This is a genomic window from Pseudohaemophilus paraphrohaemolyticus (assembly GCF_003253115.1).
GTDB classification, from domain to species: domain Bacteria; phylum Pseudomonadota; class Gammaproteobacteria; order Enterobacterales; family Pasteurellaceae; genus Haemophilus_A; species Haemophilus_A paraphrohaemolyticus_A.
The window spans coordinates 35,074-51,262 of the sequence record NZ_QEQF01000010.1 but is presented as its reverse complement, the minus strand read 5'-3'; the positions used below and the strand labels follow the sequence as shown (position 1 = coordinate 51,262).

At 41.5% G+C, this 16,189-nt stretch carries 13 protein-coding genes; all 13 read right to left on the bottom strand.

Annotated elements, in window-relative coordinates; genetic code table 11:
• Positions 1-40 precede the first annotated feature (40 nt).
• A complete protein-coding gene (ftsA, locus tag DPV92_RS08855) occupies positions 41-1,324 on the bottom strand; it encodes a cell division protein FtsA (protein ID WP_111354558.1) in 1,284 nt (427 codons plus the stop codon).
• Between the two features lie 26 nt (positions 1,325-1,350).
• On the bottom strand, positions 1,351-2,151 hold the full coding sequence (locus DPV92_RS08850; protein WP_111354557.1) for a cell division protein FtsQ/DivIB: 801 nt from the start codon (positions 2,149-2,151) through the stop codon (positions 1,351-1,353).
• On the bottom strand, positions 2,151-3,062 hold the full coding sequence (locus DPV92_RS08845) for a D-alanine--D-alanine ligase (RefSeq protein WP_111354556.1): 912 nt from the start codon (positions 3,060-3,062) through the stop codon (positions 2,151-2,153). The genes DPV92_RS08850 and DPV92_RS08845 overlap by 1 nt, the downstream gene beginning before the upstream one ends.
• Positions 3,063-3,176: 114 nt before the next feature.
• Complete coding sequence (gene murC, locus DPV92_RS08840) at positions 3,177-4,604, bottom strand: UDP-N-acetylmuramate--L-alanine ligase (RefSeq protein WP_111354576.1); 1,428 nt, start codon at positions 4,602-4,604, stop codon at positions 3,177-3,179.
• Positions 4,605-4,615: 11 nt separating this feature from the next.
• Positions 4,616-5,674: an undecaprenyldiphospho-muramoylpentapeptide beta-N-acetylglucosaminyltransferase gene (gene murG, locus DPV92_RS08835; RefSeq protein WP_111354555.1), complete on the bottom strand. Its 1,059-nt coding sequence runs from the start codon at positions 5,672-5,674 to the stop codon at positions 4,616-4,618.
• A 138-nt stretch (positions 5,675-5,812) separates the two neighbouring features.
• Positions 5,813-6,991: a putative lipid II flippase FtsW gene (ftsW, locus tag DPV92_RS08830; RefSeq protein WP_111354554.1), complete on the bottom strand. Its 1,179-nt coding sequence runs from the start codon at positions 6,989-6,991 to the stop codon at positions 5,813-5,815.
• Positions 6,991-8,292 carry a UDP-N-acetylmuramoyl-L-alanine--D-glutamate ligase gene (murD, locus tag DPV92_RS08825; RefSeq protein WP_111354553.1) on the bottom strand — a complete coding sequence of 434 codons (1,302 nt, stop codon included), beginning with the start codon at positions 8,290-8,292 and terminating at the stop codon, positions 6,991-6,993. The genes ftsW and murD overlap by 1 nt, the downstream gene beginning before the upstream one ends.
• A gap of 162 nt (positions 8,293-8,454) precedes the next feature.
• Complete coding sequence (gene mraY / locus DPV92_RS08820) at positions 8,455-9,537, bottom strand: phospho-N-acetylmuramoyl-pentapeptide-transferase (RefSeq protein ID WP_111354552.1); 1,083 nt, start codon at positions 9,535-9,537, stop codon at positions 8,455-8,457.
• 9 nt (positions 9,538-9,546) lie between these two features.
• Positions 9,547-10,941 carry a UDP-N-acetylmuramoyl-tripeptide--D-alanyl-D-alanine ligase gene (gene murF, locus DPV92_RS08815; RefSeq protein ID WP_111354551.1) on the bottom strand — a complete coding sequence of 465 codons (1,395 nt, stop codon included), beginning with the start codon at positions 10,939-10,941 and terminating at the stop codon, positions 9,547-9,549.
• 216 nt (positions 10,942-11,157) lie between these two features.
• Positions 11,158-12,630, bottom strand: a complete 1,473-nt coding sequence (murE, locus tag DPV92_RS08810; RefSeq protein ID WP_111354550.1) for a UDP-N-acetylmuramoyl-L-alanyl-D-glutamate--2,6-diaminopimelate ligase — start codon at positions 12,628-12,630, stop codon at positions 11,158-11,160.
• 8 nt (positions 12,631-12,638) lie between these two features.
• Positions 12,639-14,687 carry a penicillin-binding transpeptidase domain-containing protein gene (locus tag DPV92_RS08805; protein WP_111354549.1) on the bottom strand — a complete coding sequence of 683 codons (2,049 nt, stop codon included), beginning with the start codon at positions 14,685-14,687 and terminating at the stop codon, positions 12,639-12,641.
• An 8-nt stretch (positions 14,688-14,695) separates the two neighbouring features.
• On the bottom strand, positions 14,696-15,016 hold the full coding sequence (gene ftsL, locus DPV92_RS08800) for a cell division protein FtsL (RefSeq protein WP_111354548.1): 321 nt from the start codon (positions 15,014-15,016) through the stop codon (positions 14,696-14,698).
• A gap of 9 nt (positions 15,017-15,025) precedes the next feature.
• Positions 15,026-15,967 carry a 16S rRNA (cytosine(1402)-N(4))-methyltransferase RsmH gene (gene rsmH / locus DPV92_RS08795; RefSeq protein WP_111354547.1) on the bottom strand — a complete coding sequence of 314 codons (942 nt, stop codon included), beginning with the start codon at positions 15,965-15,967 and terminating at the stop codon, positions 15,026-15,028.
• Positions 15,968-16,189 lie beyond the last annotated feature (222 nt).

Here is a 16,189-nt window from a genome sequence, read left to right as displayed (position 1 = left end):
CCCTAAAAATAAGCATCATATTAACTTATTTAATTTTAATTTAAAAATTTGATTTAACCCAATGTAAAATTTTACGTGATTTTTTCTTCACATCTTCAATTATATCTGACACACTTTGGTTATTTATCAAGGTTGAATTTTTTTGTATTGGATAATGGAAATTATACTGCAAAAGCCCTAATACTGTCGCATATTGAGGCTTATTTACATAATCTGTTAAACCGGCAATATTGAGCGGATTTCCTACCCTTACATGTGCTTCAAAGATATTTTTTGCACATTTTACAATATCTTCCATTTGTGAACCACCACCAGTTAATACAAAACCTGCAATTAATTCTTGTTTTATACCTTGCTGATATAATTCTTGGTGTAATTGCATTAAATCAGCATTAACTACTTTAAATAAATCGCTGTAGCATTGTGCGGTTACCTCCGCAACGTGAGCTCTTGTATAAATACGAGGTGCACTTCCAGATAAGCCCGAAATTGAGAATTTTTTATCTGGATTATTTGGTGGTGGTGAAACCGCACTGCCGTAATTAATTTTAATATTTTCGGCTTCTTTGCGAGTCATGGTAAAAGTACGAGCAATAAAATCGGTAATATCATTGCCACCAAATGGATAAACCTTACTAAAACGTAATGCACCATCGGTATAAACCATCACATCCATCGTACCTGCACCGATGTCAATTAAGCAAACCCCGAGTTCTTTATCATCTTCAGTTAAAACCGAACAAGCGGAAGCTAATCCAGAAAAGACGACGCTCGCCACTTCTGATTTTTTATCATACTCTACGGCATTAACTAAATTACGCTTCCAATCTTGATGAGCCGCAATTAAATGCACATGGGCAGTTAAACGATTTCCTGATAAACCGACAGGATTTTTTGTTGCCGGTAAGCGATCAACCTTAAATTCTTGTGGAATAACATGCAACATTTCCAAACCATCAGGTAAACGTACTGATCTTGCATTACGCTTAGCATCTTCAACATCTTCTGTACGGACAAGATCAACTAATGGTACCTGACCCATTTCATTTAAGCCCGTAATATGTGAGCCAGAAATAGCCAACATAACCTTAAAAAATTCAAGGTTTGAAACTGATTCCGCCTCTTCAATTGCATTGCGAATAGAACGCACAACGGCATCTAAATCAATGATGCCTCCGCGATCTACCCCTTTCGAAGGGGCAACACCTGTGCCTAGCACTTTAATTACACCATCAGGTAGCATCTCACCGATGACAGCAACTGTCTTAGAGGTGCCAATATCTAACCCAACGATGGTATCTAGCTCATTTGTATTATCACTCATTTTATTTTTCGTTTGTTTGCTCTTTACTATTTTGGGATTGGATAGAAACCTACAGCTGCACCATGCTCATAGCGTAAATCAACATAGCCTAAACGCTGCCCTTCAGGAATTTCTATATCAGGAAAAATCATCATAAAGCGGTCAATTTTGGGTGTCCATTCACCACGGCCTAATCTTAATTCAATATTATTTGCTAACGTAATAGACCAAGAGCCTCGATTATCCATCGCAAGAGATTTAAGCGATAAATTACGAGAAGCCAACTCAGCTTGAATCTTAGCCCAAGCATTTAAAACCTCTTTGCTTTCTGCGTCTGGTCCAAACATCTGAGGCAAGCCTGTGCGATCAAAGCGATCTGCAGGTAAATTAAATACCACCCCTTGATCAGAAAGATAGTGAATGTTATTCCATACCGCTACAGGTTTATGCTCAACTAATCCAATACTTAAACGATCAGGATAAGATTTTCGTACAACTACATCTTTAATCCAAGAGAGTCGCATTAACTTATCTTTAACTTCTTGAATATCTTGAGCAAAATATCCTTTTAGAGCGGGTTCTTTAGCTAAAGTTTCACGAATATCTGCATTAGTCGTAAATTGCGTCTTATTTGTTAATGCATAAGCACGAATAGAGGTTCTATCTAAACCTTCTAACAAAGATGACCAATTTGCGTACAAAATATACATTACAATGAAACAGAATAACAGAACCAATGGCTTAAATGAAGTTAACCATTTCATAGGCAACAAATGAAACTTTGTTGCCATATACTCTTTCGCAAGGCGAAGATAATTCGGTTTTCTCTTACGAGCAAACGCAACCATTACGCACTTAACTCCAACACACGTTCAACTAAACGTTCAAAGCTATAACCCACAGTTGCTGCTGATTTCGGGAAGATGCTGTGGCTTGTCATTCCTGGGCAAGTATTTACTTCGACTAAACGGAAATTACCGTTCGCATCTTCCATCACATCAATACGGCTCCAACCGCGGCAGCCCACCACATCAAAGGCTTGCTTCACAATTTTTGCTACCTCTGCTTGGCGCTCATCGCTTAATGCGGGCACGACATATTGGGTGTTGTCTGAAATATATTTAGCGTGATAATCGTAAAATTCGCCTTCTGGAATCACTTGCACTGCAGGCAACACTTCGCCATCTAACACTGGCACAGAATATTCCGCCCCTGCTAAAAATTCTTCAACTAACACAATGCTGTCAAATTTTAACGCCTCTTCAATCGCAGGTTGTAATTCCGCTTCAGTTTTTACCTTGAACACGCCAACGCTTGAGCCTTCGCAAGAAGGTTTAACAAATACTGGCAATCCTAATTTTGCAATAATTGCTGCAGAATCGACCGCTTGTCCGCGTTTTACCACCACCATTTCTGCGGTCGGTAAACCAACAGCTTGCCATAATAATTTGGTGCGGAATTTGTCTAAAGTGATTGCTGATGCCATTACGCCACAGCCTGTGTAAGGAATGCCCATCTGTTCCAAAGCACCTTGTAACACGCCATTTTCACCAATGCCACCGTGCAAGATGTTGAACACGCGTTGAATCCCTTTTTCTTTTAATTTTTCAATCGGAAATTCTTTAGTATCAATGCCTTCTACATCATAGCCTAGGCTTTTTAAGGCTTCGGTTACCGCAGCACCAGAGTTTAATGACACCTCGCGTTCCATTGAAACGCCACCAAATAACACTGCAATTTTTTCGTTTTTAATGTTCATTGTATTCTCAATTTTCTATAAAGTGGGCTTTCTTGCCCTCTATGATATTTGGTAGGCAAGAAAACCCACCCTACAAGCGATGTAATTTGCAAAATATATTGCAAAAACAACCGCTTACGCTTTCCAACTCTCTGCTAAATCACGCGACAATTTGCTCACGTTACCTGCACCTTGTGCCAAAATTAAATCGCCATCTTGAATAATCTGGTCGAGAACTTCACCTAATTGGCTAGTATCCGACACTAAAATCGGATCAACCTTACCCAAGTTACGGATAGAACGACACAACGCTTTACTATCCGCCCCAATAATCGGTGCTTCGCCTGCCGCATACACATCCAACATCACTAACGCATCGACTTGCGAAAGTACTTGCACGAAATCATCGAACAAATCACGAGTACGAGAATAACGGTGCGGTTGGAACACCATCACGATACGTTTATTTTCCCAGCCTTGACGAGCCGCTTTAATTGTTACGTCCACCTCAGTTGGATGGTGACCATAATCATCCACCAACATCACTTTACCATTTGGGCGAATAAATGAACCCAATTGGTCAAAGCGACGCCCCGCTCCTTGGAAATCTGCAAGTGCAGCTAAAATCGCTTCATTAGCAATGCCTTCTTCTTTAGCAACCGCAAGTGCCGCAGTCGCATTTAAGGCATTATGACGACCAGGTACGTTTAACAGCACCTCAACACGTTCCCCGTTTGGGCAAATCACCGTGTAGTGTCCTTGGAAACCTGTTTGTTGGTAATCTTCAATACGGTAATCTGCATTTTCACTAAATCCGTAAGTAATCACTTGGCGACCTACTTTCGGTGCGATTTCCATCACGGTAGCGTCATCAGCACACATCACTGCCAAGCCGTAGAAAGGCAAGTTACGCAAGAATTTAACGTAAGTCTCTTTCATCTTCTCGAAGTCGCCGCCGTAGGTGTCCATATGGTCTGGCTCGATGTTTGTGACCACCGAAACCATGGGCTGCAAATGTAAGAATGACGCATCACTCTCATCCGCTTCTGCCACCAAATAACGGCTTGCACCCAAGTGCGCATTTTTACCCGCAGATTTTACCAAACCGCCATTTACGAAAGTGGGGTCTAAGCCTGCTTCGGTGTAAATCATGGAAATCATTGCTGTTGTTGTGGTTTTGCCGTGCGTGCCTGCAATCGCAATTCCGTGACGGAAACGCATAATTTCTGCCAACATTTGCGCACGTTGAATCACAGGAATACGTGCTTCTTTTGCCGCTTTTACTTCTGGGTTCTCTTCGTTAATCGCACTGGATGCCACCACCACGCTTGCGCCTGCGATATTTTCTGCGCTGTGCCCGATAAAAATATGTGCACCCGCAGCAGCAAGACGTTTCGTTACAACACCATCAGCAATATCCGAACCACTAATTTTATAGCCTTCGTTTAGTAATACTTCAGCAATACCACTCATCCCGGCACCACCAATCCCAATAAAATGGATTTGATTCACACGGCGCATTTCGGGCACGAGTTTTTTAATATTATCTTGGAAATTTTGCATTTTATTTTCTCTCATTCATTACTTTCTGCCACAATCACTTCCGCTACACGTTTTGCTGAAGTTGGTGTGGCTTTTGCCCTGGCTTTGATTGCCATTTCAGTTAATTTTGCACGATCTGCAATTAATGGCTCTAATACCGCTAATAATTTTTCTGGTGTGAAATCAGGCTGCTCAATCACATAAGCGGCACCGGCTTCCACCAAATATTCCGCATTCAAAAATTGCTGTCTGTCTTTATGTTGGAACGGTACAAAAACGGCAGGCAACCCCGCGGCGGCAATTTCGCACACGGTTAATGCGCCTGAGCGGCAAATCACTAAATCTGCCCATTCGTAAGCGGCTTTCATATCATCAATAAACTCGCTTGCCACACCATTTTGCGTTGCTTGATAAACCTCTTCTACGCCCACCAATTTACCTTTACCAACTTGATGGCTAATAAACACCTGATTGCCCAACGCTTTTGCCACTTCAGGCACAGTTCGGTTAATCACTTGTGCCCCTTGGCTACCGCCCATCACTAAAATATTGATTGGGTAACCACGTGTTGAAAATCGCTGTTCTGGTGCTTCAATCTCAAATAAATCTTGGCGAACAGGGTTACCAACTACTTCCGCATTTGGGAAAGCATTCGGGAAGGCTTGTAATACTCTGCGAGCAATTTTTGAAAGCCACACATTGGTTAGCCCCGCCACTGCATTTTGCTCGTGTAAAATCACGGGTACACCACACAATTTCGCCGCAATCCCACCTGGTCCAGACACATAACCGCCCATACCGAGCACCGCATTAGGCTTAAATTTTTTGATAATTTTACGGGCTTGCATTACTGCTCTTAGAATGGCAAAAGGGGCTTTTAGCAATGCGCCAACGCCTTTGCCTTTCAGCCCTGAAATTTGGATAAATTCAATGGGAATACCGTGTTTGGGAACAAGATCTGCTTCCATTCGATCTTTTGTTCCTAGCCAACAAATTTCCCATCCTTGTTGCTGTAATTCACGTGCAACGGCAATTGCGGGAAATACGTGCCCACCTGTGCCTCCTGCCATGACTAATAATTTTTTTGCCATTGGTATTCTCGTTTACTTTATTTTTAGACAACTTTTGTTGTAAAGAAAAAATTGTGGATATTGTACAAGAATTTACACTTTTTCGGAAAAAGAAAGCGGTCGATTTTGTAAATTTTTCACAAAATCGACCGCTTAAACTTAATTTTTCTTCACACGAGTGTAACCAATTCTTTCCAATCGATTTTCGTGGTCTATTCTTACTAGAATCGCCATTGCGATAGATAATAAAATTAAACTCGAACCACCATAACTAACAAACGGGAAAGTAAGTCCTTTCGTTGGTAGTAAACCTGATGCTACCCCTAAGTTAATCACACCTTGCAGAAATATCCATACTGCAATGCCAAAAGCAAAATAGCCTTTGAAACGTTCTTCCATTTGTAAAGACTCTCGGCTAATTTTTATTGTTCGTATTAACAAACAGGTCAGCATAAAGATAATAAATAAAATACCAACTAAGCCAAATTCTTCACCAATTACAGCCATAATGAAATCGGTGTGGGCCTCTGGCAAGTACTCTAATTTTTGTACCGAATTTCCTAAGCCTCGACCTAAAATTTCCCCTTGCCCAAATGCCATTTGGGAATTGGCAAGCTGGAAACCATCTCCATAAACATCCGCAAAAGGGTCAAGATAAGCAGTTACCCTTTTCATTCGATACTCTGAAGAGTAAACATAACCAACAAAGCCAGCCACAGCAACCACACACAAAGCGATAAACTGCTGCCATTTCGCTCCCATAATAAAGAGCATACTAAAAGTGATGGAGAAAAGGATGAAAATACTGCCTAAATCCGATTGTGCTGTTAGAATAATAATAAAAAGTGCAACGACTGCGAATGGACGGATAAAGCTCCAATGTTCCGTTCGAATAATTTCATAGCGGCGAACATAAAAACTGGCGAAATAACAGATAATTGCTAACTTTGCTAATTCAGACGCTTGGAAATTCATTATACCCAACGGAATCCAACGTTTCGCACCGTTAATTTCTTTACCAACAAACAATACCGCAATGAGTAAAATCAATGAAATAAAAAATAATGCTACATTGTATTTTTCCCATTTGCGAATCGGTTGCTGAATAAAAAAAGCAAAAATGCATAATGCCATCACAATATAGCCCGCATCGCGAATAGCAAAATGAAATGGTTCATTATATAAACGAATACTAATTGGAATTGATGCAGAACCGACCACAATAAGACCTATCATCATCAGACCAACATAGAGCCACAATAAGGTGCGATCGTAGAGTGAATCCGTCGGTGTGAGACGAAACCAATTATCAACCCCCGTTTTGATTGCTTGTAACATTAAGCCTTTTCTCCTCGAGCTAATGCCATAAAAATATCGCCGCGTTCTTCAAAGTTTTTAAACTGATCTAAGCTTGCACAAGCTGGAGAAAGCAATACCATATCACCCGATTTTAATTTTGGACGAATAGAGGTAATCGCTTCATACATCGTCTCTACCAACACACTTTGTGAAGAAAGTTTGACTAATTCAGCGCCATCTTGCCCGAAGCAATAGCAAACAATATTCGGTTTGTTCACTAATGGTTTTAATTCTGAAAAATCAGCCGCTTTACCATCGCCACCTAATAATAAATAAAGTGTGCCTGCCACTTCTAAACCGTTTAGCGCGGCTACCGTACTGCCTACGTTGGTTGCTTTGGAATCGTTCACCCAACGCACGCCATCTTGAGTTGGCACAGCTTGGAAGCGGTGTGCTAATCCACCGTAAGTTTGCAAACCTTTCACTATGCCTTCGCGCGGAATGCCCGCCGCATCAGCTAGTGCCATTGCCGCTAAAGCGTTCATTTCATTGTGACGCCCACGAATTAACACCTGTTTTGTCCCAATAATCGCTGTCTCTTCTGCATAAAGTACGCCATTTCTCAAGCTATATTCTGCATTGTGTTCTGCAAAACGAATCAATTTTTTAACCGCTTGTTCAGGATACGTTTGGGGATCTTCGCCATTCACAATCACATTTTCTGCATTGTTGTAAATTTTAAGTTTTGCTGCGCTATAATCTGCAAGTGAATCATATCTATCCATATGATCTTCACTCACATTCAGCACAGTTGCCGCAACTGCTTTGAGCGAATAGGTTGTTTCAAGTTGGAAGCTTGAAAGCTCTAAGACATAAAGTGCATAATCACCATTTAACAGGCTTAATGCAGGCACGCCAATATTGCCGCCCATCCCGACTTTAATGCCCGCTTGCTTTGCCATCTCAGTCACTAATGTTGTGACCGTACTCTTACCATTTGAACCTGTGATAGCAATAATTGGCGCGGTTGCCTCACGGCAAAACAGCTCAATATCGCCCACCACTTCTACGCCTGCGTTAATTGCTTGCTGAATTTCAGGCGTTGCTAATGCAAGCCCTGGACTAATCACGATTAAATCGGAATTGAGCAGCCACTCAAGATTTAATCCGCCTGTATGTAATGGAATTTCTTTTGATAATTGTTCCACCCCAGCTGGTTTCTCACGGGTATCAATCACCTGTACTTTCGCATTTTTATCTGCAAAAAAATCGACACAAGATAAGCCCGTTTTGCCCAAGCCTATAATCGTTATTGTTTTATTTTCGTATTGGTTTTGCATTTTTTATTCTCTTTTTGTTGTCTTACTTTCCCAACTATCCGTAAGCTAGGAGGTATAAATGACTATCTCTATAGCTAACTGCTTATTCATTGATAAAATAGGCTTTATCCCACCTTGGATTTTTCATTATATTTTGGTGGAAAAAAGCCTACTCAACTGACCTTAACGTAATTTCAATGTTACCAAGCCAATTAACACCAGCATTAAAGTAATAATCCAGAAACGCACAATAACACGCGGTTCTGGCCAGCCTTTTAGTTCGAAATGGTGGTGGATTGGTGCCATACGGAAGATACGTTTTTGGCGAAGTTTGTATGAACCAACTTGCAAGATTACCGACAATGCTTCCACCACAAACACACCGCCCATAATTACAAGCAATAATTCTTGACGAACCAATACCGCAATCGTGCCTAATGCACCACCTAGTGAGAGTGAGCCCACATCTCCCATAAACACTTGTGCTGGATAGGTGTTATACCATAAGAAACCTAAACCTGCGCCCACAATAGCGGTACATAAAATCACTAACTCGCCTGCATTTTGGATAAATGGAATGTGTAAGTATTGTGCGAAATTATAGTTCCCTGTTGCCCACGCAATCAGTGCAAAAGCACTTGCCACCATAATAGTAGGTACAATTGCCAACCCATCTAAACCGTCCGTGAGGTTAACGGCATTACTAGTGCCCACAATCACAAAGTAAGAAAGAATAATAAAGAAAATACCAAGCTGTGGCATAAACTCTTTAAAAAACGGCACAACTAATTGGGTTGCTGCAGTATCTTTTCCAACCGCATAAATGCCAAATACGGCAATTAAAGCGATTACAGACAACCAGAAGTATTTCCAACGTGCGATCAAACCATCTGTATTTTTACGTTTGATTTTCCAATAATCGTCAATAAAACCGACGATCCCATAACCAAATAAAACAAACAACACAAACCAAACATAGCTGTTGCGAAGATCTGCCCACAAAAAGGTGCTGATGCCGATAGAGGCTAAAATCATCACCCCGCCCATCGTTGGCGTGCCGCGTTTTTTGAAGTGGCTTTCTGGACCATCATTACGTACTTCTTGTCCGAATTTTAATAGTTGTAAGCGACGAATCACTTCTGGCCCAATCCAAAGCCCAATGCCCATAGCCGTTAATAACGCCATAATGGAACGGAAAGTAATATAAGAAACGACATTAAACGCCGTATTAAACTGAACAAGATATTCAGCAAGCCAAACTAGCATAATAAATCCTTAAAATTGAATATGAAAAGCACGGCATAAATCCGCAATCAAAGTTTCCATTTTTTGGCTACGAGAGCCTTTCGCCAATAAAACAAGCGGTTGTTTTTCTGCAATTTTTTGCGAAATAATCGGTAGCAAGAAATCGCTCATGGTTTGCTTGTCGGTAAAATGATGTTGTGCATTAGCACTAATTACTGCACTTTCTTTGCCAAAAGAGACGATTAAATCCAACCCTGCCTGTTGTGCAAAATCAGCAACTTCTTGATGGCATTGCGTACTCTCTTTGCCAAGTTCCGCCATATCACCTACCGCAAAAATGCGAAATGCAGGGTAATTTTTCAGCACAGAAATTGCTGATTTCATCGAATCAACATTGGCGTTGTAGGTGTCATCAATAAACAAACAATGCTCGTTAATTTCAACAGGATATAAACGCCCTTTCACTTGTAAGCGCTGTTCAAGCCCAGCTTTAACATCTGCTAAACTTGCACCAACTGCCATCGCTAACGCGGTTGCCGCTAAAGCATTAGAAACATTATGTGCACCTAAATAAGGCAAATTGATTTCAATTTCCTCTTCAAAGGCATGCAAAATGAAAGTTGAACCGTTCAAATTGAGAGAAACATTCTCTGCCCAAAAATCCGCATAAGAATCTTGGTCTGAACCGGTATAACTAAAAGATTGTAATTCATGATCACCAATTTCTTTACGCCATTGCGGATAATAAAAAGCTTGGTTAATAATTGCTTTACCGTTTTCTTTTAGGCCTCGATAAATTTCGCCTTTTGCAGCTGCAACACCTTCAATCGAACCAAAGCCCTCTAAGTGAGCAGAGGCGACATTATTCACTAAGCAAGCATCAGGTTGTGCAATCGCAGTAGTATAAGCAATTTCACCGATATGATTTGCACCAAGTTCAATGACTGCAAATTTATGCTGTTCTGTTAGGCGTAATAAAGTCATCGGCACGCCTAAATCATTGTTCAGATTGCCGAAGGTATAAAGCACGTCCTCTTCACAAGCGGCTGTTTTTTGCAAGATTTTTGCCGTCATCTCTTTCACGGTTGTTTTACCCGATGAGCCTGTCATGGCAACCGTTTTAGGATTCAATGTACTTTTTAGCCATTTCGCTAATTCACCTAAAGCTAATCGGGTATCCACCACAATAATTTGCGGTACAGCAATCGGCAATTCACGTTCAACAACGAGTGCTACACAGCCTTGCTCAACAGCTTTTTCTGCATAATCATGTGCATCAAATTTTTCGCCTTTTAACGCAAAAAACAAGCCATTTTCGACCGCTTGTCGCGTATCGGTACTGACCGTTGTTACTGTTACATTACCATCACCAAACAGCCTTGCATGAAGGATTTCGGCGATTTGTTGGGTTGTTTGTTTTATCATTATTTTCCTCCTAGGGCTATTGCCCTAGGTTACGCATAAATTTGCCCCACTGGGGCAGTTATTTTCTTCATTAAAATTCAATGCTTAGAGATCAGCCCCCTCTTTAGCAAAGAGGGGAGGGGGAGATTTGGCAGAAGTAAAAACGGAGTCCATACGAAAAATAAACATCGTAATCAAATCTCCCCTAGCCCCTCTTTTCTAAAGAGGGGGATCGCCCTACAAATATTTTCTAGCTACTTCCTGATCTGAAAAATGATGCTTGGTCGTGCCAATAATTTGATAATCTTCATGTCCTTTGCCAGCGATTAAAATCACATCTTGTAGTTTCGCTTGCAAAATGGCTGTTTTAATCGCTTGTTCGCGATCATGAATAACTTGAACAACATCAACATTCTCAAAGCCCTTAAGAATATCTGCCATAATTTTCTGATTATCTTCAGTACGCGGATTATCATCTGTCGCAATCACGCGATCTGCAAGCTGTTCAGCAATGTTTGCCATCATTGGACGCTTACCTGCATCACGATCGCCACCACAGCCAAAAATACAGTAGAGTTCGCCTTTAGTGTGAAGTCGTGCAGCTTGTAATGCTTTTTCTAAAGCATCGGGCGTGTGAGCATAATCAACCAACACTAGCGGGCGATTTTCTGCCGTGACACATTCCATTCTTCCTGCTACCCCTTTAAGAAGCGGTGCAGTTTCAACTAATTTTTGCAAATCATGACCTAACGCCAATAAGCCTGCTAAGGCAAGCAGTAAATTCGCGACGTTAAATGCACCAATAAGTTGGCTGTGTAACGTTCCGTTGCCCCAGCTACTTTCAAATTCGATGGTTGCCCCTTGTAGAGTGAACGCAACCTTGGTTGCTTTCACAAAACGGTGCGAACTGCTGAAGGCAGGATTTGTACTCACTGCAATCGCATTCGGCAATTTTGCCAACCATTCTGCCCCGATTTCATCATCCGCATTTAGTACTTGTGCTTTAGTGTTGAGTTCGCTAAACAAACGGAATTTTGCCGCAGCGTATTCTTCCATTGTGTTGTGGTAGTCCAAATGGTCGCGGCTTAAATTAGTGAACATCGCCACGTCAAATTGTAATGCTTCCACGCGATACTGCACTAAACCGTGAGAACTCACTTCCATCGCACAAAAATCAGCACCAAGTGCAATAAAGTTTGCAAGATTTTGTTGAATTTCAACTGCAGAGCCTGTGGTGTTAGCTGCTTCTTGAACTTGCCCAAATAAGCCATTACCAATTGTGCCCATCACAGCAGATTTGCCACCCAGTAAATTATGCCATTGTGCTAACAGCTGAGCTGTTGTCGTTTTGCCATTTGTGCCGGTAATACCCGCTAATGTTAATTTTTCGCTTGGGTTGGCATAAAATTCACCCGCGATTTGCGAGAGCCGTTTCGGCAAATGTGGCACACTCAACACACAAGTGGTGGCATTTGCAAACTCTTTTGCGATTTTGACCGCTTGCACGCCTTCGTCCGCTTCCGCCAAAATCAGGCTTGCACCTTGTTCAATCGCTTTGGGAATAAAGGTTCTGCCATCCACATTATGCCCTTTTAAGGCAATAAACAGATCGCCCCTGCCCACTTTGCGGGAATCGAGCGTCATTTTTGCAAGCGGTGAAATTTGCACGTTATCTTGCAATTGAGGGAAAAAGGTGAGTAATCGTTTCATTATTCGGCTTATTCTGTTAGGTTATCTGGTTTAATATTATACGCTTTTAGCGTATAGCCCATAATTTGTGAGAACACAGGAGCGGAAACCGCACCACCATAATATTTGTCTTTACTTGGTTCATTAACCAACACCACCAATGCAAAACGCGGGTTACTTGCTGGAGCAAGGCCTGCGGTATAAGCGAGGTATTTTTCTACATATTGCCCTTTTTCGAGCTTACGTGCTGTCCCTGTTTTGACCGCCACACGATAGCCATCAACCATAGCACGGGCTCCGCCTTCGCCTTTCTGTGCCACGCTTTCCATCATATGTACCACATCACGGGTAATTTTCTCAGGTAATACACGTTCGCCAATCACAGGCGGATCCACTTTGGTAATTGAAAGCGGACGGTAAATGCCGAAGCTGCCAAGGGTTGCATAAGCGCGAGCCAGTTGAAGCGGGGTAACATTTAAGCCATAGCCATAAGCCAAGGTCGCTCGTTCAATATCTGACCAACGTTTGCGGTCACCATTGGTGCCACGCTGTTCACCCAAGCCTAAGCCTGTATCTTTACCAAAACCAACTTTGCTGTAAGTATCAACCAGTGCGGTAGAAGGCATACGCAACGCTAAACGGCTTACCCCGATGTTACTTGATTTCTGCAAGATACCCGTAATTGAGAGGCTATCACGCGGTGCTACATCACGGATGGTGTGTCCATTCACTACAAATGGATGGGTGTTAATCACTTCATCACGGTAGGTTACGCCGTTTTGTAAAGCAGTTAAAACTGTAAAAGGTTTTACCGTTGAACCTGGCTCGAATGTATCAGTAATTGCGCGGTTACGCATCAATTCTGGTTTAAATTCCGAACGGTTATTGGGATTAAAAGACGGTGCATTTGCCATCGCTAAAATCTCGCCCGTTTGCACATCCACCAACACTGCCGTGCCTGAAATGGCATTGTTCTCTTTTACCGCATTTTTAATTTCGCGATAAACCATAGACTGCAAATCTTGATCAATACTCAATACCACATCTTGCGGGTTGTACTCTTTCTCATCACGAATATTCTCAATAATATTGCCACGGGCATCTTTACGAATAACCTGTTTACCGCTTTTACCAATGAGTAAAGCATCAAAGCTACGCTCAAGCCCTTCTGAGCCGTGTTTATCGTCAATATCGGTAAAGCCAATGAGCTGCGAAGCCTCTTCCACTAACGGGTAAAAACGGCGAGATTCTTCACGTAAGACTATCGCATCTAATTTTAACTCTTGTGCATAACGGGCAATACTTTCTGTTTCGTGGCGTACTAAATAGATAAAACGTTGACGATGAGCCTTATATAGGCGATCCATCATTTCGTTATAAGGCACTTTTACACTTTTTGCGAAGGCTTGCCATTTATCACGCTCTAATTTGGCTTCGGCATTTTCTAACTGAACGAAATACGAGTTTGGATTTTGACGTACAACTTGAAGTTGCTCTGCAGAAACCCCTGTCATTTCAGATAATAACGTCCAATATTTCGGATCCTGTGTATTTAAAATAGAACGAGGATCAAATTCAACTTTTTCGCTTGAATTATTTTTTTTATCTAAAAACTGACTTACGCTTTTGATGATTTTACTTCTTGAGCTGCCTGTTTCAATCGCTAATGCCTTCCAAGTATCTGGAGAACGGCTCAATTTACTGTCAAAGTATTCACGAGGGTCAATGGTAATAGAATACATCGGGGCACTAACCGATAAAAACTTACCATTTCGATCTAAGATACTGCCACGTTTAAAAGGTAGCTCAATCGTTCTCAATGAGCGGTTATTCGCTTCGCTAATTAAGCGAGGCGATTCAATCACTTGAATGGTAACCACTTTATAAACCAATGCAGAAACTAAAATAATCACAACCACCCAAAGCATAATAAAACGCTTCGGCATATAACTTGGCTCAACGGCTTTTTCGTTTTTATTTTCAGTTAAGGTTGCATTATTTTCTGTTTTGTGTTTTTTACTCTTAAACAGGCTAAACCTAGGACTTTTATTGTTTTTAGGCTTAATTGCTCGTGCCATTTCTAACCCTATTTTTTCTCTAATAAAATGACTTCTTGTTCTTTTTTAATCGCTTGTAGCTCAGCTTTATTGGCATAAGCATCAATTTTATTTTGGCGACTTGCACTATTTTCTTCTAATTGCAGATGGACATATTGGCTTTCCAGTTTCCGATTTATCTTGATTAATTTTCCTTGTTCAGAAGTGAGAAGGCGTGTTTGAGCAGTAACCCAAATGGTGGCTAATGCAGTGATAATAATCAGCGATAGAAGCAATAATGCGACTTTATTTTTTCCGATTAAATCTTCAAAAATTTCCTGTCCTAACGGATAACGTTTATTTCCTGCCATTTTTATTCCTTAACGTTTTTCTGCTAAACGTAACACCGCACTGCGTGAACGCGGGTTAGCCTCTATTTCTGCCTCACTTGGCATAATCGCTTTTCCAACGGCTTTCAGCGGAATATCTTTGTTCAATTCGCTTTCCAAAATCGGCAAGCCACGCGGCACTTCTTTGCCTTTGCTGTTTTTATTGATGAATTGTTTGACCATTCGGTCTTCCAACGAATGGAAGCTGATGATCGACAAACGCGCTTCGGGAGCTAACACGCTTAATGCCGAGTTTAACGCTTTTTCCAACTCGTCCAATTCGCTGTTGATAAAAATCCGAATCGCTTGGAATGAGCGGGTTGCGGGGTGTTTGTGCTTATCTTTAAACGGTACGGCATCGCTGATAATTTGGGCTAATTGCAAAGTATGGGTAATTTTTTGACCGCTTGTTTTGTTGAAATTCACAATCGCCGTGGCAATGCGTTTGGCAAAGCGTTCTTCGCCAAATTCTTTTAAGACCCACGTTAAATCGTGAATCGAAACCTGATCGAGCCATTCTGCTGCTGATAAGCCTTTAGTGGTGTCCATTCTCATATCCAACGGCCCATCACGCATAAAGCTAAACCCGCGATCAGCATCGTCCAATTGCGGAGAAGAAACACCTAAATCGAGTAAAATGCCATCAATTTTACCAATTAAGCCTAATTCTTCGCACACCTCTGGAATAGCTGAAAAAGCGGTATGGAAAATTTGAAAACGTGTGTCGGAAATGGTTTTGGCTTCTTCGATCGCACGAGGGTCACGATCGGTTGCGATTAAACGCCCATTTTCGCCCAGCTTTGAAAGAATAAGGCGAGAATGCCCACCACGCCCAAAAGTCCCGTCAATATAGATGCCGTTTGGTTTGATTGCCAAGCCGTCCACGGCTTCGTGAAGTAAGACGGTAATGTGTTTGTGGTGCGTATCGCTCATCGTGTAGCCTTAAATGAAGTGTTGTTTTATCGGTTATTTTATAGAGAATTGTGCCAGCTAAAAAGTTCCCTGACAAAAGGCTAAATTCTATCGGTTCAAAATAGGTCGGGCAAGCTGTTTTCTAAATTTGTTTAGGATTATTGGTAAAAACTTGATACTATGCCCAACATCATTTCACAAGCGGTAGAATTTTACCGAAGTTTTGCCAAATTCCTTTCCGTA

What these genes read in the sequence shown, in the direction of transcription:
- ftsA (WP_111354558.1), bottom strand. Translation starts at nt 1,324, where the DNA reads ATGAGTGATAATACAAATGAGCTAGATACCATCGTTGGGTTAGATATT.
- DPV92_RS08850 (WP_111354557.1), bottom strand. Translation starts at nt 2,151, where the DNA reads ATGGTTGCGTTTGCTCGTAAGAGAAAACCGAATTATCTTCGCCTTGCG.
- DPV92_RS08845 (WP_111354556.1), bottom strand. Translation starts at nt 3,062, where the DNA reads ATGAACATTAAAAACGAAAAAATTGCAGTGTTATTTGGTGGCGTTTCA.
- murC (WP_111354576.1), bottom strand. Translation starts at nt 4,604, where the DNA reads ATGCAAAATTTCCAAGATAATATTAAAAAACTCGTGCCCGAAATGCGC.
- murG (WP_111354555.1), bottom strand. Translation starts at nt 5,674, where the DNA reads ATGGCAAAAAAATTATTAGTCATGGCAGGAGGCACAGGTGGGCACGTA.
- ftsW (WP_111354554.1), bottom strand. Translation starts at nt 6,991, where the DNA reads ATGTTACAAGCAATCAAAACGGGGGTTGATAATTGGTTTCGTCTCACA.
- murD (WP_111354553.1), bottom strand. Translation starts at nt 8,292, where the DNA reads ATGCAAAACCAATACGAAAATAAAACAATAACGATTATAGGCTTGGGC.
- mraY (WP_111354552.1), bottom strand. Translation starts at nt 9,537, where the DNA reads ATGCTAGTTTGGCTTGCTGAATATCTTGTTCAGTTTAATACGGCGTTT.
- murF (WP_111354551.1), bottom strand. Translation starts at nt 10,941, where the DNA reads ATGATAAAACAAACAACCCAACAAATCGCCGAAATCCTTCATGCAAGG.
- murE (WP_111354550.1), bottom strand. Translation starts at nt 12,630, where the DNA reads ATGAAACGATTACTCACCTTTTTCCCTCAATTGCAAGATAACGTGCAA.
- DPV92_RS08805 (WP_111354549.1), bottom strand. Translation starts at nt 14,687, where the DNA reads ATGGCACGAGCAATTAAGCCTAAAAACAATAAAAGTCCTAGGTTTAGC.
- ftsL (WP_111354548.1), bottom strand. Translation starts at nt 15,016, where the DNA reads ATGGCAGGAAATAAACGTTATCCGTTAGGACAGGAAATTTTTGAAGAT.
- rsmH (WP_111354547.1), bottom strand. Translation starts at nt 15,967, where the DNA reads ATGAGCGATACGCACCACAAACACATTACCGTCTTACTTCACGAAGCC.